Consider the following 305-nt stretch of genomic DNA (forward strand, 5'->3'; position numbering starts at 1 on the left):
GCGGTGTTATCAAGTTCAACTGTATCCTCAGCTGTAACAGGGTTACCTGCTACATCGGATACGCTGGCTGTAGCGGTGAGTGTGCCGTCATTTAATGCGCTTGCATCAATCGGATCGGTAACATATTCGCCGTTTTGCACAAGTGCCGTGGTTTCAACTTGGTTTGTGCCATCACTGATGATCACCGTCACGGATTGACCGTCTTCCACATCGCTAACCGTGCCACGCACGACCATGGCGGCGCTTTCACCGTTACCATTAATCACGCCATCGGCGGTTTTATCAATGCTGGTTGTGATTGCTGC

At 51.1% G+C, this 305-nt stretch carries 1 protein-coding gene; it reads right to left on the reverse strand.

Translation table 11 applies throughout. The annotated features are described in order from the left end of the window. The coding region (locus AN389_RS20435) for an Ig-like domain-containing protein (protein WP_160318644.1) at positions 1-305 on the reverse strand (305 nt) is incomplete at both ends.

Origin of the sequence: Pseudoalteromonas sp. P1-7a (assembly GCF_001401855.1) — a bacterium.
In the GTDB taxonomy this organism is placed as follows: Bacteria; Pseudomonadota; Gammaproteobacteria; order Enterobacterales; family Alteromonadaceae; genus Pseudoalteromonas.